A 19,029-nucleotide genomic window follows, 5' to 3' on the forward strand; every position below is an offset into this window, starting at 1 on the left:
CGGGAAACAAGATTCAACAATGCGGAAAAACTCGCGAAAAGAGCGGGTGTCATAACGGTACCCGGAGCAGCCGAACGATTGCGGCGCGCGACAAACAGACACCGATCCTAACCCAAGGAATGCCGATTATGAAAAAGACCCTCCTCTCCGTTCTCGGCCTGGCCGTCGCGCTCGCTTTCGCGGTGCCGGCTCTCGACACCGCCAACGCCCAGACCTCCACGACGACCACCGCTCCGGCGGCGACCACCACTGCTCCGGCCACGACCACCGCTGCTCCCGCTGCCACCGAAACGGCAAAGCCCGCCGCCAATGGCCCGCACAAGAAGCATCACCGCAAGCATCATCGTCACCACGCCCGTAAGCATCATCACGTGAAGAAGCATTCGAAGCATCATGCCAAGAAGCATCACCACGTGCGCAAGCACCATGCGAAGAAGCATGTTGCGAAGAAGGCCGCATAAGGCCCGACGCGTTTCGAACTTCATGACCGGATGATCCGGGACCGCTATCAAAGGGTTCAGGATCATCGCTTCCGAAAACGCCGCCCTCCCTTCCGGGCGGCGTTTTTGCTTGCGTCTACGGTTTCTTCTTCTGCGGATGGATCGTCTCGCCGCGGTTCAACATCGCCACCAGATCGGCGATCTTCCTCTTGCGCCCTGCCTCGGTCTTCATGTTGTGGGTGCGGAAGGCGAGCGCGAAGCGGTTCTGCGCGGACAGCGTTTCCAGCATCGCCTTCGCCTTTGGCTCGGCATCGATCGCGGCCTGCAGGTCGGGCGGGATGGTCATCTCCCTCGATCCGCCATAGGCGCGGTCCCAGCGGCCGTCGGCCTTGGCCGCCTCGACCTGCTCGAGGCCGTGCCTGGTCATGCGGCCCTCCTCGATCAGCCGCGCGACATTGTCGATGTTGATCTTGCTCCAGATGCTCTTCTTGCCGCGCGGCGTGTAGCGCTGCAGGAAACTCTTGTCGTCGAGCGACTTGCGCACCGCGTCGATCCAGCCGAAGCAGAGCACGACGTCGATCGCCTCCTTCGGCGTGATCGAGGCGAGCCCCGAGCCCACCTTGTGGACCTTGATCCAGACCTCGCTTTCGCCGGCGTGGTTGCCGGAGAGCCACGCATAGAAGCTCTCCGCATCCGGGAACTCGCGCACCTTGTCCGGATCGACCTTGATCGGGGCCATCGTTACCTCATCTTTTGCGGCAGTTAGAGCAATTCCAGGAAAAGTGTGAGCGGTTTTCCGTCCGGAATTGGGTAAAAACAAAGAGATAGTGCGTTTCGCCGTTTCCGTGAAACGGTGAGACGCACTAGTTTGAACGATTCTGCTGTTCTTGTAGCGAGGCCTGGTGCCGGTTTCTGTCAGCAGAGACCAGCCGATATACCCGTCGGAACGGACCACCCGGCGCTGCGTTCCTGCTTGAACCACAACCGAGGAGTTACCCAATGGGTATCGAAACGATCTTCGCGCATGTCAGCTGTTCCGATCTGGAGGTCAGCATGAAGTGGTACGAAAAGCTGTTCGGCAGGCCGCCGGCACGGCGGCCGATGGCCGGGCTGGTCGAATGGCAATTCACCGACAGCGCGGAAGTGCAACTCTTCGAGAACAGGGACAAGGCCGGCGCAAGCACGCTGACCATCGGCGTGCTGCCGCTGGAACCCGAGCGCAAACGCCTGGCCGATGCCGGGCTCGAGCCAGGCCCGGTCGAAGATGCGAAGGACTTCTACATCATGCGCATGCGCGATCCGGACGACAATCTCGTCGTTTTCGCCAGCGCCAGGCTGAATTGAGGATGGCCGACAAAGGATTCCGGGCGATCCTGTGATAGAAGCTACAGTATCTTCGCCAGGAAGCTCTTCGTGCGTTCCCTTTGCGGATCCGAGAAAAGCGCCTTCGGCGCCCCCTCCTCGACGATCAGGCCATCATCCATGAAGATCACCCGGTGCCCAACCTCGCGGGCAAAACCCATCTCATGGGTGACGACGACCATCGTCATGCCCTCGACGGCGAGGGTCTTCATGACCTGAAGCACCTCGCCCACCATTTCGGGATCGAGCGCGGAGGTCGGCTCGTCGAAGAGCATGACCGCCGGTCCCATCGCCAGCGAGCGGGCGATGGCCACGCGCTGCTGCTGGCCACCCGAAAGCTCATCGGGATAGCTTGCTTCCTTGCCGACGAGGCCGACCTTGGCCAGCAATTCTCGCGCGACCCTGTTGGCCTCCTCGGTCGGGATCTTCTTGACCTTGCGTGGGCCGATGGTGACGTTCTCCAGGATGGTCAGGTGCTTGAACAAGTTGAACTGCTGGAACACCATGCCGACATGCTGGCGCAACTGGTGGATGTTCGTCTTCGGGTCGGTCAGCACCATGTCGGCGATTTCGATCTCGCCGCTGGTCGCCTTCTCCAACCCGTTCAGGCAGCGCAGGAACGTGCTTTTGCCGCTTCCCGAAGGGCCGATGACGACGACGACCTCCTTTTCCTCCACATGGGTGGTTATCCCCTTGAGGATCTCGTTGTGGCCGAAGGACTTGTGAAGGTCCTTAACGTTTATCAACTTGAAGCCTCCTCTCCAGGTAGGACGAGAACTTCGAGAGCGAGAAGATGAGGACGAAATAAAGGGCGGCAATCAGCCCCCAGATAGCGAAGGACGCGAAGGTCTCGGCGATCACGATCTCGCCCTTGTAGACCAGCTCGGCGATGCCGACCGGCGCCAGCAGCGAGGTGTCCTTGATCGTCTGGGCCGCCTGGTTGACCAGTGGCGGGATCATCCGCTTGAACGCCTGCGGCAGCACGATATAGCGCATCGTCTGAAAGCCGTTCATGGCGATCGACTGCGCCGCTTCCTTCTGGCCCCGGTCGACACCAAGAATGCCGGCGCGAATGATCTCCGTGACATAGGCGCCTTCGTTCAGGCTGAGCGTGAAGGCGGCGGCGAGGATGGGATATGTCAGTTGCCCGAACCACTGGTTGACGGGCAGGATCGCGGGCAGGCCGAGCACGATGAAGAAGAGCTGCACCAGGAGCGGTGTGGATCGGAAAATCTCTACATAGCCGGTGGCGATCCAGCGCAGCGGCGCCACCGTCGACAGGCGCATCAGCGCCGCGAACAGGCCGATCACCACCATCAGGAGGATGGCGACGATCGAATACTGGATGGTAAGCCTGAGGCCATCGAGGATGACGGGTAGGTTTTGCCAGATGGAGCCCATGCACCGTGCCTTGGAACGCTATTTCCCGCCCGCCCCGCCGGAGGAACACATGGCACGGCTCGCGCCATGCGTAGCCTCTGGTCGGAAAGGCCGAGGGGATCCGTCGTTCGGTTGAACCGAACGGCTCTCAGCCCGAAATCGCAACGGAGGCCGGTTTTTGCACCTCTTTGACGACGCCGCTGGTGTCGCCTCCAAAATATTTCTCGAAAAGCTTCTGGTATTCGCCGTTCTGCTTGATCTTGGCGAGGCCGGCATTGATCTTCTCGACCAGCTCCGGCTTCTGCTTGCTGATGGCGATGCCGTAAAATTCGCCGGTCAGCAACGGGCCCACGGTCTCGACGTTGTCGTGGCCGGCCTTGAAGTTGACGTTGACGGGATTGTCGAAGATGACCGCGTCCGCGCCGCCGGTCTCGAGCGCCTGGTACGCTGCATCGATGCTCTGGAACTGCTTCACATAATCAGGCGCGAAGCCGTGGCTGGTCAGATAGTCGACGGACGAGGTTGCTTTCTTGGTTGCGACCACGTGTCCCTTGAGATCGTCAAAGCCCTTGATGCCGGAGTCCTTCTTCACCAGCACCGACAAGCCGGATTTATAGTAGGCGTCGCTGAAATCGACATTCTGCATGCGGCTGGTCTTGATCGTTATCCCGGCAACCGCGGCGTCGATCGAGCCTGCCTGCAGGCTCGGGATAATGCCGTTGAACGGCAGTGTCTTAAGGGTGACCGTCATGTCCTCGGCCTTGGCGATCGCCTTGATCATGTCGATGTCGAAGCCGGTCACCTCGCCATTCGTCTCGGTCTCGAATGGCGGAAAGGTCGTATCAGCGCCGACCACTATGTTGGTTGCCGCACTTTGCGCCGCCGCCATCGGCGTTGCGCCGAACGACAATACGAGGCCGGAAACCAGCGACGCGGCCAGCATGATAAATGACTTGTTGTTCACAGATGTCTCCTTTCGGCGGGCATGCGTCAGCCTGAAACACGTCGACGATCAGGAGTGTGCGCAAAGCATGAACTCGGAGCCCGTACTGAGCATCTGGATCGGGCGGCGCTCAAGTCAAGGTTGCCACAACTGCGGCTGCCTTCGGGAAGGAGCGCGGGCGGCGGATTTCACGCGCGGCCAGGTCTCGTGACCGGTTATGCCAGAGTTTGCGGTATCAGTCGGCAAGCCCGTCGGCCTTTCCATCGGCGTTTCCGATGCCGCTATCGGTTTCTTCCGTTTCCGCTTCGCGCGGCGGCCTGCCAAACCAATGTCCATGCAAGGAAAGGCACGGACATGGGCAAGCAGAGAATCCTGATCGTCGGCGGCAGTTCGGGCATGGGTCTGGCGCTTGCCAGGCGATGCCTCGCGGAAGGCGCCGACGTCATCATCGCCGGGCGCGGTGAAGCAAAGCTGAGCGCCGCGCGGGACGAGCTCGGCCGGCCGGCGGCGTTGGAAACGGCGGTGGCCGATATCGGCCGCGAGGCCGAGGTGGCGGCAATTTTCGAGCGCATCGGCCGGCTCGACCATATCGTCAGCACCGCCGCCGCGATCGAAGGCGCCTACCGGCAGCTGCCGGACATCGAATTGGAGGCCGCGCGGCGCGTGGTGGAAAGCAAGCTCTACGGGCCGCTGCTGCTTGCCAAGCATGGCGCGCCGAGGCTGCCGCCAACCGGCTCGCTGACCTTCGTCTCCGGCATTGCCGCCTACCGGCCGGCGGCGTGCGGCGCGGTCGTTGCCGCCGTCAACGCGGCGCTGGAAGGGCTGGTGCGGGCACTGGCCGTCGAGCTGGCGCCGATCCGCGTCAACGCCGTCTCGCCGGGTTGGGTCGATACGCCGATCTGGGAGTTCGTCGCGGGCGACAGAAAGGCCGAGACCCTGGCCGCGATGGCGGAGCGCCTGCCCGCGGGGCGGGTCGGAAGGCCCGAGGACATTGCCGACGCGCTTCACTTCCTGATGGGCAATGGCTTCACGACGGGAGAGACGCTCCATGTCGAGGGAGGGCACCGGTTGGTGTGACCGGCGCGAAGCCCTCCCCTGTAGCGGTGAGCAACGCTTTCAGCGCCGGAGGTTGGACGCGCCGTCGACGCCAAGTCATCACCACGTCCGCCGAGCGGACCGGGCCGGGCCAGGCAAGCTCGGCCACCTCGCCGCGCTCGATCGCGGCGGCGACCGCGAGCCGCGGCACAAGGCCAAAGCCGGCGCCAGCCGCCACCAACCCGGCTATGGCATCGATGCTGCCGGCCTCCGCGGCCAGCCTTGGCTTGTCCAGGCCCGCTTCGGCAAACGCCTTGTCGACCATGGCGCGATAGACGCAGCCTGTCTCGGTGGCGACGAAGTGCTTTTCGGCCAGCGCTGCCAGATCGACATCCGCGCGGTTGTCGCCCGGCGGCGCGATCAGCGCCAGCGGCTCGACTGCGACAACGCGCCTGGCAAAGCGCGGATCCGGCTCACTGGCATTGGATCGCTCGAAACAGAAAACGACGTCGATCTCGCCGTCGCCCAGCCGGCGCAGCAACTCGCCGCTGCCGGCCACCTTGAGCTTGATGTCGATGCCGGCATGCGCGGCACGGAACCCGGCGAGCCAGCCGGCAAGCCTTGCCGAGGCGATCGTCTCTAGCGCGCCAATCGAGAGAGTGCCGGCCGTCCCGGCCCGGGTGGCATCGATGGCAGCGCGGGCATCGTCGGCGAGCGCCAGCAGGTCTTCGGCATAGGGTTTCAGCGCCTCGCCCGCCGGCGTCATGGTGAGCCCTTGCCGCGAGCGGGTGAAGAGGCTTGCCCCCAGCTCGGTCTCCAGCGCCTGGATCTGGTCGCTGACGCTCGATTGGGCGAGATTGACCTCTCGGGCGGCGTGCGTGACGTTGTGGGTGCGCGCGACCGCCAGAAAGGTCTTCAGCAGCCTGGGATGCATTGGCGCTTCAAGCCTACTGCAGTTGCGGCTTCTTCAGGAAGGAGTTGCGGTCGGCGGATTTGATGCGCAGCCAGGTCTCGCGGCCGTCGCGCACGACGCGCAGCGGAATTTCCGAGCCCGCCGGGTTCTGCCAGAGCTTGCGATAGAAATCCGCCAGACCGTCGACCTCGCCGTCGCGCACGTCGGATATTATGTCGCCCTGGCGCAGACCCGCCTTGGCCGCGGGCCCGCCTTCTGCCACGCTCATCACCACCACCATGCCGTTCGACTCGGCAGAGAAGGCGCCGAGCCACGGACGCGGCGCTGTCGCGGTCTGGCCGCGCTTGATGAGATCGTCGAGGATCGGCGTCAGAAGATCGATCGGCACGACCATGTTGATATCGGCCACCTCGCCGGCGCGGCTCATCTGCAGCCGCAGTGAGCCGACACCGAGCAGCTTGCCGTCACGGTCGAACAATGCCGCACCACCCCAGGACGGATGCGCGGGCGCGGTGAAGATCGCCTCGTCGATCAGATACTCCCAGTAGCCGGCGAACTCCTGCTTGGTGACGATGTGGGCGTCGACCTGCTGGCCGACACCGTCGGCGAGCGTCACCGCATCGCCGATATTGGCCTTCCTGGCGTTACCGAACTGCACAGCCGGCAAGCCGAGCGGCGCCAGCGCCTGGACGAGGCCGAATCCGGTTTCCTGGTCATAGGCCAGCGCGTGTGCCGCCACCACACGGCCGTCCTGGTCGGTCAGCCACACTTCCTCGGCCTCGGTGATGAGATAGCCGATGGTGAGGACAAGGCCATTGTCGCGGATCACCACGCCGCTGCCTTCGCGGCGCGTGCCCAGCGCATTGGCGGTGAAAGCGTCGTCCGGCACCATGGCGCGCACGGCAACGACGGAGCGCGAAATTTTCCCGATGGTCATCAATCCATCCTGCATTGCGGGTCCTTGCCTATAAGTATGGCCGGAGGCGCGCGGCGCAAGGGCGGATTTCCGCCTTGCCGGACTGGCACAAGCGCTAGTTCAACGAAGATTGAACTTTTTTCTTTGACGCACGCGGAACCGCGCCTAAGTCTATCGGCATCAGCAACGTCGCAGCCCCTGAACCAACAAGGCCTCCGCACATGGACGAATATATCCCGCCGAAAGTCTGGACCTGGAACAAGCCGAATGGCGGCGAGTTCGCTTCGATCAACCGGCCGATCGCGGGCCCGACGCATGAGAAGGAACTGCCGGTCGGCAAGCATCCGCTGCAGCTCTACTCGCTGGCTACGCCCAACGGCCAGAAAGTGACGATCATGCTGGAGGAGCTTCTGGCGCTCGGCCACAAGGGCGCGGAATACGACGCCTGGCTGATCAAGATCGGCGACGGCGACCAGTTCGGCAGCGGATTCGTCGGGGTCAACCCGAACTCGAAGATCCCGGCGCTGATGGATCGCAGCGAGCCGAAGCCGGTGCGCGTGTTCGAGTCCGGCTCGATCCTAACCTATCTCGCGGAAAAATTCGGCGCATTCCTGCCCACCGAGCGCGCGGCGCGCGCGGAAGCATTTTCCTGGCTGTTCTGGCAGATGGGTTCCGCGCCCTATCTTGGCGGCGGCTTCGGCCATTTCTACGCCTATGCGCCGCACAAGATCGAGTATGCGATCGACCGCTTCGCCATGGAGACCAAGCGGCAGATGGACGTGCTCGACCGCAGGCTGGCGGAGAGCGAATATCTCGCCGGCCCCGATTACACGATCGCCGACATTGCGGTTTGGCCCTGGTATGGCGGGCTCGCCAAGGGCCGCAGCTACAACAATGCCGCTGAGTTCCTGTCCGTGCATGAATACAAGAACGTGCAGCGCTGGGCCGATGCGATCGATGCGCGGCCGGCGGTGAGCCGCGGGCGCATGGTCAACCGCATGTCCGGCGATCCGGCCTTCCAGTTGCGCGAGCGCCACGACGCCAGCGACTTCGAGACAAAGACGCAGGATAAGCTGGAAGCGGCGGAGTGAGGGTAATCTCCCCATCAAGGGGGGAGATTAGCTACCTCCCATAAGTATACGTCACCGTCGCCTGGCCGAGCGCGGAGCTCTTCGCCGCCACCGACACCATTTCGGGCAAGGGATTGGCCGGAACGCGCAGTGTCTTTTCGCCAAGCGCATAGAGGGTGAAGACATAGTGATGGTCGCCGCTGCCGGGAGGCGGGCACGGACCGAAATAGCCGGCGCGGCCGACGCCGCCCTTGCCCATCACCGCCCCCTTGGGCATGCGCTTGCCGTTCTGCGCGCCGGCGCCTTCGCGCAGCCCTGTGGCGCTTGAAGGGATGTTCCAGGCGAGCCAGTGCCAGAACCCTTTGCCGCCATTGGCATCGGTGTCGAACATGGTGAGTGCGTAACTGTTTGTGCCGGCGGGAGGGTCCTTCCAGGCCAGCGCGATCGAGACGCTCTGTCCGCCGCAGCCGGCCTTGTCGCCGAGATATTTCGCATCCCATTTGCCGTCGGAAACCGACGGGCTGGAGATCTCGAAGGCCTGCGCCTGAGTGGCTAAGGCGATTAGGGCAAGCATGGTGAAGCAGGCGCGCAAGGTCATTTGATCCTCCCTGGACAACATTAGCGTAGCGGAAAAGCGGCCCGAAAAAAGGGCAAGCTGACGCGACTGCCTGCCTGGACAGCGAAAAAGCCCCGCCGGTGGAGGCCGTCGGGGCTCTTCGTTCGGACCATGAAGGTGGGACCCCACGGTCGAGTCGATCCAGGGGGTGTTGGATCAGTCTCGACACTAGCCGAGGAATCGGCCGCGCGGACAATCACGCCTGCGCATTACCAATCACGCCTGCGCGATTGGAGGTGATAGAAGGCTGCTGATTCCCTCCTCGAAGACGATCAGCGCCGCAGCAATTTCGCCAGCCTCGGCACGCCCTCGTTCACGGCGCGGTCGTCGGCAAGCGTGAACGACATGCGCAGCGTGTTGCGGCCGGTGCCGTCGGCATAGAAGGCGTTGCCCGGCACGAAGGCGACGCGCGCCTCCTTGACCGAGCGCGCCAGGAGCTCGGTGGCGTCAGTGCCTTCCGGCAGCGTCAGCCAGACGAACATGCCGCCGTCCGGACGGCTCCAGGAAATACCGTCCGGCATGTTGGCTTCCAGCGCGCCAAGCAGCGCATCGCGGCGCTTGCGGTAGGCGCCGATCAGCTTGTCCACCTGGGCGTCGAAGATGGTCTCGGCGACGCGGTGCATGACCATCTGATTGATCGAGGGGCTGTGCAGGTCGGACGCCTGCTTCATCAGCACCAGCTTTTCCACCACATGACGCGGGGCGCAGACCCAGCCGACGCGCATACCGGGCGACAGGATCTTCGAGAAGGAGCCGCAATAGAGCGTGCGCGCATGATCGATGCCGCCCGCGCGGGCGCAGTCGAGCGCCAGGATCGGCGGCACGCCTTCCCCGTCATAGCGCAGCGCGCGATAAGCCGCGTCCTCGATGACGGCGATGTCGAGCTCGCCGGCAAGGTCGAGCACCGCCTCGCGCTGCTTGGTATCCAGCGTGTTGCCGGTCGGATTGGCGAAATCCGGCACGAGATAGGCGAACTTCACCTTGCCGCCGTTCGCGCCCGCCGCGGCGCGGTAAGCCTCCGGTGTCATGTTGCCGCCTGCGGTGTTCAGCCGGTCGTAACGCGGCTCATAGGCGTTGAAGGCCTGCAGCGCGCCGAGATAGGTCGGCCAGGTGACCAAGGCCGTGTCGCCAGGCGACAGGAACAGCTTGCCCAGATAGTCGAGCGCCTGCTGCGAGCCGGAGGTGATGAAGATGTTGCCTTCGTCGCAGGCGACGCCGAGCTTGCCCATATAGGCGGCCAGCCATTGGCGCAGCGGCAGGTAACCTTCGCTGACCTGGTACTGCAGCGCAGCCCCCGCCTCCCTGCCGCCGAGCACCGCCTGGTAGGCATCGCCGATCGCTTCGGCCGGAAACAGCGACGGGTCGGGAATGCCGCCGGCGAAGGAGATGATGTCCGGCTGGTCGAGCAGCTTCAACAGCTCGCGGATTTCCGAAGCCTTCATGCGCGAGGAGCGCGAGGCCAGAAGGTTCAACAGGGTCAAGGCGCGCCTCCCGAGCGGCAAATCAGGGCATTTAGGTCAACTTTACTGACCTATTATCAGGTTTTTTGGCCGAGTTGAATAGCCCAGCCGCGAAAACGCGCACAGGCCAACCCGGTCCCGGTCAGGCCGGCGCCATCGGTTGCCCCGCTCACCGAAACGTGACACCGCACAAATATCAGCATCCTCTAATTCATTTCCCGTCGGTGCTACTGATAAAGGGCGCCCCCTGCTACGGGGCTGCAACGATGGGAGATAAAGGCCATGAAAACAAAGGTCGCATTTCTGAGCCTATTGGCGGCATCGGTCATCGCCGGCACGGCTTTTGCCGGCATACTCGACGAGCCGAAGATGATGGCTCCCTTCTTCACCGACAAGACCATGAAGACGATGAAGTCGGATGCCGACATGAAGAAGGCTTGGGCCAAGATGTCCAAGAAGCATCAAACGTCGATGATGAAGGAGTGCCAGGACAAGGCGATGAGCAAGCCGCATGCCGAGTTCTGCGCCAAGCTGAACGCGCTGGCCGGCCACGCCTGACATAGTTTCCAACCGTGGGTGGCGGACCGGAGAGGACCGCCACCTGGCCAGCCGGTCAATCTGAATATTTTAGCGATTACGCATGGAAAGCCGTTGCGCGAAAGCGTGAGCGGATGCAACCTCGTTCCTGATGGCCGGCCAGAAGAAGAACACCGGCCCAGGACATGGGAGGGGACGATGACACTCGAGGTCATCGGGGCCGGCTTCGGCCGCACCGGCACGTGGTCGACTTTCGCCGCCCTGAACCGGCTCGGTTTTCCGAGCTATCACATGCAGGAAGTCATCATCAACAAGGCCAATAAGGGCCATCTCGATTTCTGGCGAAAGGTGGCGAACAGCCCGCCCGGTGCGCAGCAAGACTGGAACCGTGTCTTCGCCAATTACCGCGCAACCGTCGACAATCCGGGCTGCTGCGTATGGCGCGAGCTGATGGTCGCCTATCCGGAAGCCAAGGTGCTTCTGACGCTACACCCGCGCGGCGCAGAAGCCTGGTATGACAGCACCATCGACACGATCTACTTCACCGAGAACGTCTGGCAGTTCAAGGTGCTGGAATGGCTGACGCCCTTCGGCCGCAAGTTCGGCGACATGTCGCGCAAGCTGGTCTGGGGCCGCACGCTGAAGGGCGTGATGAACGACCGCGACAAGGCGGTGGCGCGCTACAATGCCTATATCGACGAGGTGAAGGCGGCGGTGCCGCCGGAAAAGCTCCTGGTGTTCAAGGTCAGCGACGGCTGGGCGCCGCTCTGCAATTTCCTCGGCGTCGCCTTGCCCAACGAGCCCTTCCCCAATCTCAACGACCGTGCCAGCATCAAGAAGATCATCCGCAATATGATGATCGGCTCCTATGTAGTGCTGGCAGGCGTGGCGCTGGCGGTTGCGCTGGCGATCGGCGGACTCTGGTGGTGGCTCGGGTAACGAAGGACGGCCGGCCAGACCCGGAATATCACGGGATTGCCGTTATATTAGAAAAAGCGCATATTATATGAAGCTGTAGCCCGTGCTCCGGCTGAACCGCCCGTTTGCCGTATTGCCCAGGCGGTCCGCATACCACGTCATGTCAGAAGAAGTCCGCGCTGACCCACGGGAGTGGGCAGCCCGAGGCATGATATCTGGAGGAGGATCTCATGAAAGTCACTGTGTTGGCGAATTACGAACCCCACGCCGCCAGGGGATTGATGCAAGGCTCCGACCGGGAGGCCGCGATCAAGGCGCTCTATGAAAGCGTTGGCGGCAAGATGACCGGACTTATGTTCACGCGCGGCAAGTATGACGTCATCGTCCATGGCGAGGTGCCGGATCAGGCCGCGGGGATGGGCCTGGCGCTCGCGGTGCGGGCAAGCGGCTCGGTGAGAGATCTCGTCATCCTGGAAGAGCTCGACATGAAGGCGGTGATCGCGGCCGCCAAGAAAGCCGCCGGCGCCTACAAGCCGGCCGGCTGACAGGAGGAAGCCATGACCGCCTACAACGTCGTCCGCTTTCGCACCAAGCCCGGCAAGGAAAAGGACTTCGTCGACGCGCATCAGAAGATCGCTCTGAACGCCAAGGGCTTTCGCAAGGGCGCCCTGATCAAGACCGGCGAGCGCACATTCTGCATGGTCGGCGAATGGAACAGCATGGACAGTCTCGCCGCGGCGCGTCCGATGATGATCGGCATTCTCGACACGTTCCGCGACATGCTCGAGGATCTCGGCGGCGATCTCGGTGTCACCGATCCCGTGTCGGGGACGGTCGTCGCGGAAATAGGCTGACGAAACCTATCGGCTAAGACCGGGCCGCCTGCGGCGCCCGGCCTTAGCCGTCGGACATGTCGGCGGACCGGCCGCGCCCGTGTGGCTGTCACTTCCCTTCGCTGGTAAAAAGCAGGCTGCGCCATGTCACGGTCGGTCCAGCGAGGCGAAGTCCCCAGCAATGGCACACAGCAGGCAGCCGAAGACAAAACGGGGATTGCTGGCGTCGCTTGCGCGCCTGGCCGCGGCTTTTGTCGCGGCGGCCTGCGTCCTGGTCGCAGGACTGTGGTACCTCGCCCGGCCGGCGACGCCCGATGCCTTCTACGCCAACCGCCGCGACCCCATTCCGCCACCGGGAACCCTGATGGAGAGCGAGCCCTTCACGCGTGATGTGCCGGCGGGGGCGCAGGCCTGGCGCGTGCTTTATGCGACCACGCGCGCCGACGATACGCCGGCCGTCGCCAGCGCAATCGTCGTGGCCTCGACGGATTCGGGTGCGGCAAGCAGACCCGTGGTTGCGTGGGCGCACGGCACGACCGGAATGGAACCCGGTTGCGCGCCATCGGTTTTGAAACATCCATTCGACAACGTGCCGGCGCTCAAGGCCCTGCTCAGGCACGGCTGGGTCTACGTCGCGACCGACTATGTCGGCCTCGGCACCTCCGGCGACCATGCCTATATGATCGGCCAGGACGCGGCGCGCGCCGTGCTCGACTCAGCGCGCGCCGCGCGCCAGATGCCTGGCCTGCACGCCGACAGCAAGGTCGCAGTTTGGGGACACTCGCAAGGCGGCAACAGCGCGCTGTGGGCCGGCATGCGCGCCGAGGGTTATGCGCCCGACATCAGCGTGGCCGGAGTCGCGGCGTTTGCGCCGGCAACCGACCTGCGCGCTCTGTTCGAAGCCGTACAGGGCACAATGTTCGGCAAGATCGTGTCCGCGTACCTCGCCGAGGCCTACGCCAAGGCTTACCCCGACGTCCGGCTCAGCGACTATCTCGGCCCCGTGTCGATGATCCTCGCTCGCGACATGGCGGGGCGATGCGTAGGCGGCCGGGCGACCCTTTTTTCGATCGCCGAGACCATGCTGCTGCCGGGCGGCATCTTCAAACGGGATCCGTCCTCCGGCCCGTTCGGCGCAAGAATGGATGAGAACATGCCCACCGCCCCGATCGATGCCCCGGTCCTCATCGCGCAGGGCGTCGAAGACGATCTCGTCCCCGCCCGCATCCAGCAGGCCTATGTCGCCCGGCGATGCTCGGCGGGACAGAAGATCGACTACCGGCAATTCGATGGCCGCGGCCATCTTTCGCTGGTGGCCGAAGGCTCGCCGCTGGAGGCCGGGTTGATGGCGTGGACCGAGGACCGGTTCAACGGCGCACCGGCGACGCCGAACTGCGCCCAATAGGGCATCACCACCTGGAGCGTTCCACCGTTTCAAAGAAACGGCCAACCCCCTCCAGCTCGTTGTTTGACTCCGGACGGAAGGCTACGGCGAAGTCGCCGAGCCCGACCGCTCACATTTTTCGTGGAATTGCTCTTAAAAAGGCAGGCGGATTTCATCGGGCTCGGGCCCGCCCGCCCAGCCGATGTCCTTCTGGATCTCCGGCGGTAGCTCGTTGAGCTCGCGGGTCGTGCGGCGGCGCTTGCTGGCCTGCGCAAAGGCGGCGCGGATCCGGTTGAGACTTTTGAACATGGAAAGCTCCCATAAATCAGCGGCGCAAAACCAGTGCCGCCTCTTCACCCGGCGCCGCTTTTGCGATGCGTCTGTAACCAGTCGATTGCGCGCGAACGGTGAAATGCTTCACGAAGCCGGAGCGGCCTGAAACATATGCATGCAAATTAATTTACGGGATCTGGCGCGCGGCTCACGCGCTGGTCGCGAGCCGCCTGACCTGCAATCTCAGACGCTTGGGCTTAGTGCCTGATGTGTTTGATTCATGCCCCGCCGAGAGGTGGACGCGCTTTACTCCGGCGCCTGCGAATCCGACCCGGCCTGTTGCGCGGTCTGTGCCGAGAGCCGGCCTTTGCGGGCGAGCGTCGGCTTCGTGTATTCTTTCTTCATAGCAAGTCCCCAGCCAGCACGGAAACGTGCGGCATCGGCGCATAGACTGTCACGCGGAAGGCTGGCCTCCCCGCTCAGTTGGCCCGGGCCTTCGCCTTCCCTGCCCGCCCGATAGACCGTGCGCTCCTTCGGCACCGCCACAACCGCTTCCGGAATGTGCTCAGCTCTGAGTGCGACGAAATCCGCCCTGGCGCCGACGGCGATGCCGTAGCCCTCCAACCCAAGCGCCTTTGCGCCGGCGTGGCTCACCACGTCATAGGCGGCTTCCAACTCCCAATCCTCGTAGAAGCCGGAGCGGTAGCCGATCATGTTGGCGCGGTTGAGCATGTCGCCATCGCCATAGGGCCACCAGGAATCGCGGATGTTGTCGGAACCGGCGAAGACCGTGACGCCCGCCTTGCGCAGCGCCGCCACCGGCGGGAAAGGATGATCTCCGGGCGCGTTGGTCATGATGGCGACGCCGGCGGCGGCGATCCTCTCGGCCGTCTCGGCCAGCGCGTCGGCAGAAATGTCGCCCAGCGCATAGGCGTGGCTGATGGCGACCTTTCCCTGCATGCCCGATGCCGTGGTCCGGGCGACGATCTCCTCGATCTCGAACAGGCCGAGCGTGCCGCGGTCATGCAGGTGGATATCGACGCCGGCGCCGCGCTTTTCAGCAAGGCCGAAGACGACATCAAGATGGCCCTTCACGTCGCGGTCGAAGCTCGCCGGATCGAGCCCGCCGATCAGATCGCAGCCGAGCTTGAGCGCCTCGTCGAGCAGCTCCGCCGTGCCCGGCGAGGACAGGATGCCGCTCTGCGGGAAGGCGACGAGCTGGATGTCGATCAGGTCGCGGTATTTCTCCCGCACGCCAAGGATCGTCTCCACATGCTTCAGCCCGACCGCGGCATCGACCATGACGTGACTGCGCATGGCGAGGCTGCCATTGCCGACACAGAGCTCGAGCTGGTTTATCGCCCGCTCCTCCATGGGTGCTGCCTGCTCGAGGTTGCGCATCTGGAAGGCGACCCGCTCGCGCACGTCAAAACCATTGGTGCAGGGAATGTGCGGACGCCAGGCGTCGCCATAAAAAGACGTGTCGAGATGGATATGACCCTCGACGAAAGCCGGCAGGACCAACTGGCCGGCAAGGTCGATGGCGCCGGCCGGCGGCGTCGCGGCATTGGCTGCAGGCGCGATGGCGCTGAAGCGGCCGCCGGCGACGGTGAGGTCGCAGAGCGAGCCATCGGCAAGCCTGGCGTTGAGAAAATGAGTCTGGTTCACGATGCAATCCGTTGAAAAGGAAACCTCAGTCGTCGCCGGTCGAGCGGACGAGGTCAATGCGGATCGAGGGAGAAAGTGTTTCGCCGTCGTCTTCTCCTCTTGTGGGAGAAGGAAAAGAGCCGCCCATATAGTGTTTTCGCGGAAGTTTCAGCGAGCGGCAAATGTGCCATTGTGAAGCCTGCGGTATGAGGCCGCCGTGGTCGACGCGGACGCCCAAGCACATCCCCAACAATGCGCCCCCAACGGCCGCGTCGACCATGAACGGAAATGGCACCGGCGACCTTGCCCTAGGTCGCCTTTTTTTTCGACCGGCCCGCTTTGATCAGGCTTGGGTGCCGGCATATTCGGCGACCAGCGGCTCATATTCCTCGAAGGACGGCAGCGCTTCGTAGCTGTGCACGGCCGACGTCGCCGCCCAGGGCAATTTCTCAGACGTCCAGGTCTCGATGAAAGGTGCGAACCAGGCATGGTCGTCGAGCATGGTCGGGCGTAGATTGACGAACCAGTCGATCCCTTCCGGCCGCGTGAACATCCAGGTCATGCAGTAGCCGCAGAAATAATGTTTCGACGCGCCATGCAGACCGCCGACCACCGGCTCGCCTTTTGTGATCTCGAACCCCTCCGCGGGGATCGCCGCGCTCAGCGAATAGGCGCTGGACGACATCGACTGGCAGCCGGTGCAGTGGCAGGCCATGGTGAGCAGCGGCTTTGCCGAAATCTTCAGGCGCACTCGGCCGCAACGGCAGCCTCCTTCGGCGGGAAGAGTGAGGGTGGGCAAGATGGGCTCCTTGGGTTGGAGTTCTTCGGATCGAGACTTCACTGACACGTCTGCGGGACAGCGCCCCCCTCTGCCCTGCCGGGCATCTCCCCCGCTAGGGGGGAGATCGGACTTCACCGCGGCTTTCGCCAATCGTCAACGTCTCAGGATGAGCGGGGCGCCGAAGCTGCCAATCTCCCCCCAAGTGGGGGAGATGTCCGGCAGGACAGAGGGGGGCGCGAAGGAACGCGACCCTTCAGCCCTTACTTGTCAGCTCAGCTGTCGTCGTCATCCGCACGCCCTGCCCCTCGAATGCTTCGTTGTGGCGGGTAATGATGGCTGGGGCCTTTTCCTCCAGTGAATCCAGCGTCGAATGCGCGTCGGCGACCACGGTGACGCCAAGCCCTTCAGCAAGGGCTCCCTTCACGCTTGCGGCGACGCAGAAATCGGTCTGGGCGCCGATGAGCACAACGTCCCGGGCGCCCTGCCCGGCCACCCATTCGGCCAGCTCCGGGTTGGAGAAGGCGTTGCCGATGCTCTTGCCGAAAGTCGGTTCGTCGGCGGCCTGGCCGAGCGCCGGCCAGACAGGCCAGCCGGAAGCGCCCGGCGCCAGCGGATCGCCTTCCGGCCCGTCATGGCGGATGAACGCCACCTTGCGGCCGGCGCGACGCGCCCAGTCGATCAACCGGCGGGCTCGCTCGGCGATCGTGTCGGCGTCATGAATGGGCGGCTCGAAACGGCCGTCGAACATGTTGGTCTGCAGGTCGATGACGATCAGCGGCGCGACGGCGGAGGGGGCGATGTCTGGCATGGCGCGAAGATAACGTGGGCGCGGGATGGGTCAACTAGGGGAAGCCGGCGCTCGCTATCTTGCTATCAATCCATGGTTGAAGTCAGAAAAATATACAACTAAAGCGATCAAGGGATTGGGGGATGACGATGAATGAACAATACACGGTATACCTGATCGGCGGAGACACAGGCGGCGAGGAGCAAGCGGTGTTCACGCTGCACGACGTGGGAGCCAGGTGCAGGCTCACCTGCATCTATCGGAACAAGGTCGTCGAGGCCGAAGAAGACGACTATTTCGAAGCACTATGCCAAATCCGCAAGCAGCTCGAACCGGAAGGGATACTGCCTTTTTGTTATGGCGCGAGCGCCAATATTTTCCCCGAAGGGACCGTGACCGAGATGAGTCGTGGGCTGGTGGTCTGCAAAGTGAAAGCCGGAGAACATCCCAAGAAAAGCGACTTGGTCAATATATTTGACGATGGCTATGATGTGATGCCCGTGTTCGTCTCGATGCAGCAGCAGTTCTGGGATTCATGGCTCGCCTCCCTGCCTCGGTCGGAAGACTCGGAGGTGACAACCCCAAAGGTCGGCATTGCGCCTTCACTCTCGCGACTGCTAACATTTGGCTTCGCAAAAGCGTTGAAATTGCTAACTCCCCGACCGAGGGGAAAATAGCACCACCACCTCACGACATCAGCGGCATTGGCCCCTTCAGCGCCTCGGCCAGGGCATCGCGAAAAACCGCGATCGGGCGCGCCAGCCTGCCGGCCGGCGGGCGGTGGAGCAGCCAGCAGCGGACCTGGGGCCTGAAGCCGGGGCAGTCGACCACCTCGACCGCGTCGCGCCATTGGCTGCCGGACAATGCACCCGGCGTAACGACGCCGATGCCGTGGCCGCGCGCCACCAGCGACATTCTCAGATCGGCGCCCTGTGCCTCGACACCGACATGGAAGGGCAGCCGCGCCGCCTCGAAGCGATGGCGGATGAAGGCGCGGAAGCCGCAGCCGGTTTCGTTGAGCACCCAGGGATAGCGGGCGAGATCGTCGAGCTCGGCCGGCTTCGGCACGCCGAGGCCTGGCGAGGCCACCAGCAGCACCGCCTGAACGCCGAGATCGTCGCCGACCAGTTCCGGCGGCGGCGCGACGCCATCGGCGAGGCAGACCGCGACCGCGTCGATCTCGCTGTGCAGCACCCGCTCCACCAGGCGCATCGACAGGCTGGAGGTGATCTTCAGCGTCAATTGCGGGAAGGCCGCGCGCAAGCAGTCGAGCGGCTCGGACAGCGCGCTGGTCGAGAGATAGGGCATGATGCCGAGGCGAAATTCGCCACTCACCACCCCGGCCGGCGAGACGCCCGCCTTCAGATCCTCCAGCGAGCGCAGCACGCGGCGGCCGTGCTCGTAGGCCTCGCGGCCCGATGCGGTGGGCTTGAGCGGCTTCGACTGGCGGTCGAGCAAGGGCGTCGCCAGCCGCTCCTCGAGGTTCTGCACCCGGCGCGTCACGCCGGGCTGGGTGAGGTTGAGCCTGGCCGAGGCGCCGACGATGGAGCCGGTTTCGACGACGGCGACGAAGGCTTCGAGGTCATGGATATTCATGCGCAACTCGCATAATCATTATCAGATCATTTCAATTGTAGCATTATGATCGTTCCGAATAAAGTCCTCGCAGAATATGCGGACAGCGAGGTCATCTTATGAACTGAACAGACAACGCCCGGGTCGCGACGGCCGACT

At 63.7% G+C, this 19,029-nt stretch carries 23 protein-coding genes; 10 read left to right on the forward strand and 13 right to left on the reverse strand.

Translation table 11 applies throughout. The features are described 5' to 3' along the window. The first annotated feature begins 128 nt into the window (after positions 1–128). The gene (locus RFM41_RS24875; protein WP_320251832.1) at positions 129–461 is read left to right on the forward strand and encodes a hypothetical protein; all 333 of its coding nucleotides are present in this window, start codon (positions 129–131) and stop codon (positions 459–461) included. Between the two features lie 115 nt (positions 462–576). Here RFM41_RS24875 and RFM41_RS24880 read toward each other — a convergent pair whose 3' ends face one another. After that, entirely contained in the window at positions 577–1,179 is a 603-nt protein-coding gene (locus RFM41_RS24880) for a YdeI/OmpD-associated family protein (protein ID WP_320251833.1), read from the reverse strand. A 260-nt stretch (positions 1,180–1,439) separates the two neighbouring features. Here RFM41_RS24880 and RFM41_RS24885 point away from each other — a divergent pair, with 260 nt between their 5' ends. Continuing rightward, positions 1,440–1,784, forward strand: a complete 345-nt coding sequence (locus RFM41_RS24885; protein ID WP_320251835.1) for a VOC family protein — start codon at positions 1,440–1,442, stop codon at positions 1,782–1,784. Positions 1,785–1,825: 41 nt separating this feature from the next. Here the strand turns inward: RFM41_RS24885 and RFM41_RS24890 are convergent, their stop codons facing one another. The 3 genes from RFM41_RS24890 to RFM41_RS24900 form a co-directional block, all read right to left on the reverse strand. After that, positions 1,826–2,548 (reverse strand): amino acid ABC transporter ATP-binding protein, encoded by a 723-nt coding sequence (locus tag RFM41_RS24890; RefSeq protein WP_320251836.1) that lies wholly within the window; start codon positions 2,546–2,548, stop codon positions 1,826–1,828. Next, positions 2,535–3,203 carry an amino acid ABC transporter permease gene (locus RFM41_RS24895; RefSeq protein WP_140681658.1) on the reverse strand — a complete coding sequence of 223 codons (669 nt, stop codon included), beginning with the start codon at positions 3,201–3,203 and terminating at the stop codon, positions 2,535–2,537. Before RFM41_RS24895 ends, RFM41_RS24890 begins: the two co-directional genes overlap by 14 nt. 127 nt (positions 3,204–3,330) lie before the next feature. Beyond that, positions 3,331–4,146: a transporter substrate-binding domain-containing protein gene (locus tag RFM41_RS24900; RefSeq protein WP_320251837.1), complete on the reverse strand. Its 816-nt coding sequence runs from the start codon at positions 4,144–4,146 to the stop codon at positions 3,331–3,333. A gap of 333 nt (positions 4,147–4,479) precedes the next feature. Here RFM41_RS24900 and RFM41_RS24905 point away from each other — a divergent pair, with 333 nt between their 5' ends. Beyond that, entirely contained in the window at positions 4,480–5,202 is a 723-nt protein-coding gene (locus RFM41_RS24905) for an SDR family oxidoreductase (protein WP_320251838.1), read from the forward strand. On the opposite strand, the gene RFM41_RS24910 is transcribed toward RFM41_RS24905, so the two are convergent. Together RFM41_RS24910 and RFM41_RS24915 are read right to left on the reverse strand one after the other, a co-directional pair. Continuing rightward, positions 5,153–6,094: a LysR family transcriptional regulator gene (locus RFM41_RS24910; RefSeq protein WP_320251839.1), complete on the reverse strand. Its 942-nt coding sequence runs from the start codon at positions 6,092–6,094 to the stop codon at positions 5,153–5,155. The two genes, RFM41_RS24905 and RFM41_RS24910, sit on opposite strands and share 50 nt — an antisense overlap. A 13-nt stretch (positions 6,095–6,107) precedes the next feature. Next, entirely contained in the window at positions 6,108–7,010 is a 903-nt protein-coding gene (locus RFM41_RS24915; RefSeq protein ID WP_320251841.1) for a S1C family serine protease, read from the reverse strand. 200 nt (positions 7,011–7,210) lie between these two features. Here RFM41_RS24915 and yghU point away from each other — a divergent pair, with 200 nt between their 5' ends. Continuing rightward, positions 7,211–8,080, forward strand: coding sequence for a glutathione-dependent disulfide-bond oxidoreductase (gene yghU, locus RFM41_RS24920; protein WP_320251843.1), 870 nt, complete (start codon positions 7,211–7,213; stop codon positions 8,078–8,080). Between the two features lie 31 nt (positions 8,081–8,111). Here yghU and RFM41_RS24925 read toward each other — a convergent pair whose 3' ends face one another. Both RFM41_RS24925 and RFM41_RS24930 read right to left on the reverse strand, forming a co-directional pair. Then, positions 8,112–8,657: a YbhB/YbcL family Raf kinase inhibitor-like protein gene (locus RFM41_RS24925; protein WP_320251845.1), complete on the reverse strand. Its 546-nt coding sequence runs from the start codon at positions 8,655–8,657 to the stop codon at positions 8,112–8,114. A gap of 290 nt (positions 8,658–8,947) precedes the next feature. Continuing rightward, complete coding sequence (locus RFM41_RS24930; protein ID WP_320251995.1) at positions 8,948–10,117, reverse strand: aminotransferase-like domain-containing protein; 1,170 nt, start codon at positions 10,115–10,117, stop codon at positions 8,948–8,950. Between the two features lie 300 nt (positions 10,118–10,417). On the opposite strand from RFM41_RS24930, the gene RFM41_RS24935 reads away from it, so the two are divergent. From RFM41_RS24935 to RFM41_RS24955, 5 genes are all read left to right on the forward strand, one after another. Beyond that, positions 10,418–10,693 (forward strand): hypothetical protein, encoded by a 276-nt coding sequence (locus RFM41_RS24935; RefSeq protein ID WP_320251847.1) that lies wholly within the window; start codon positions 10,418–10,420, stop codon positions 10,691–10,693. A gap of 177 nt (positions 10,694–10,870) precedes the next feature. Continuing rightward, complete coding sequence (locus tag RFM41_RS24940; protein WP_320251848.1) at positions 10,871–11,611, forward strand: sulfotransferase family protein; 741 nt, start codon at positions 10,871–10,873, stop codon at positions 11,609–11,611. Positions 11,612–11,820: 209 nt separating this feature from the next. After that, the gene (locus RFM41_RS24945) at positions 11,821–12,135 is read left to right on the forward strand and encodes a GYD domain-containing protein (protein WP_320251849.1); all 315 of its coding nucleotides are present in this window, start codon (positions 11,821–11,823) and stop codon (positions 12,133–12,135) included. Between the two features lie 12 nt (positions 12,136–12,147). Next, on the forward strand, positions 12,148–12,444 hold the full coding sequence (locus RFM41_RS24950) for an NIPSNAP family protein (protein WP_320251850.1): 297 nt from the start codon (positions 12,148–12,150) through the stop codon (positions 12,442–12,444). 160 nt (positions 12,445–12,604) lie between these two features. After that, positions 12,605–13,828, forward strand: coding sequence for a lipase family protein (locus RFM41_RS24955; protein WP_320251851.1), 1,224 nt, complete (start codon positions 12,605–12,607; stop codon positions 13,826–13,828). A gap of 132 nt (positions 13,829–13,960) precedes the next feature. On the opposite strand, the gene RFM41_RS24960 is transcribed toward RFM41_RS24955, so the two are convergent. From RFM41_RS24960 to RFM41_RS24975, 4 genes are all read right to left on the reverse strand, one after another. Beyond that, positions 13,961–14,116 (reverse strand): DUF1127 domain-containing protein, encoded by a 156-nt coding sequence (locus tag RFM41_RS24960; RefSeq protein WP_320251852.1) that lies wholly within the window; start codon positions 14,114–14,116, stop codon positions 13,961–13,963. Between the two features lie 270 nt (positions 14,117–14,386). Then, a complete protein-coding gene (locus RFM41_RS24965) occupies positions 14,387–15,748 on the reverse strand; it encodes an amidohydrolase family protein (protein ID WP_320251853.1) in 1,362 nt (453 codons plus the stop codon). A 322-nt stretch (positions 15,749–16,070) separates the two neighbouring features. Continuing rightward, positions 16,071–16,526, reverse strand: a complete 456-nt coding sequence (locus tag RFM41_RS24970; protein WP_320251855.1) for a GFA family protein — start codon at positions 16,524–16,526, stop codon at positions 16,071–16,073. A gap of 235 nt (positions 16,527–16,761) precedes the next feature. Continuing rightward, positions 16,762–17,316, reverse strand: a complete 555-nt coding sequence (locus RFM41_RS24975; protein ID WP_320251857.1) for an isochorismatase family protein — start codon at positions 17,314–17,316, stop codon at positions 16,762–16,764. 122 nt (positions 17,317–17,438) lie between these two features. Between RFM41_RS24975 and RFM41_RS24980 the strand changes: the two genes are divergently transcribed. Further along, positions 17,439–17,972, forward strand: coding sequence for a hypothetical protein (locus RFM41_RS24980; protein ID WP_320251859.1), 534 nt, complete (start codon positions 17,439–17,441; stop codon positions 17,970–17,972). A 10-nt stretch (positions 17,973–17,982) separates the two neighbouring features. Here RFM41_RS24980 and RFM41_RS24985 read toward each other — a convergent pair whose 3' ends face one another. After that, positions 17,983–18,891, reverse strand: coding sequence for a LysR family transcriptional regulator (locus tag RFM41_RS24985; protein ID WP_320251862.1), 909 nt, complete (start codon positions 18,889–18,891; stop codon positions 17,983–17,985). Positions 18,892–19,029 lie beyond the last annotated feature (138 nt).

Source organism: Mesorhizobium vachelliae (assembly GCF_033977325.1).
GTDB lineage: Bacteria > Pseudomonadota > Alphaproteobacteria > Rhizobiales > Rhizobiaceae > Mesorhizobium > Mesorhizobium vachelliae.